The following is a 321-nucleotide window of genomic DNA, read 5'->3' as shown; positions in this document are numbered from 1 at the left end:
TCGGGGCGGCCGGTTGCGGCGGTGGAGTCGCTGACGTTGCGTCCGGCTTCTGCCGAGCAGGTCAACGCGGCGGGTGCCGCTCACGTGGAGTCGCTGTTCCGCGTGGAGTGGGTGCCTGCCGAGGCCGGTGCGCCGGTGGAGGCGGCAGACCTTCGCTGGGCGGTGCTGGGCCGGGACGAGTTCGGTCTGGGTACCACGGATGCGCAGGTCACCGAGTACGCCGATGTCGATGCCCTTGTGGTGGCGTTGGAGGCGGGTGAGCCGGTTCCGGACGCGGTGTTTGTTGCTCCGTCTGTCGGGGTGTCGGCTGAGGGTGTCGTG

The 321-nt window shown here is 70.4% G+C and carries 1 protein-coding gene; it reads left to right on the top strand.

Annotated features, from left to right (window positions below):
* Window positions 1-21: 21 nt before the first annotated feature.
* Window positions 22-321: hypothetical protein (locus tag ACEPPI_RS40840; RefSeq protein ID WP_373920291.1), on the top strand; the 300-nt coding region annotated here is incomplete at its 3' end.

It is taken from the genome of Streptomyces sp. AB3(2024), from assembly GCF_041862025.1.
Classification (GTDB): domain Bacteria; phylum Actinomycetota; class Actinomycetes; order Streptomycetales; family Streptomycetaceae; genus Streptomyces.
Note: the sequence above shows the minus strand (reverse complement) of the source record. Positions and strands in the feature narration are given on the sequence as shown.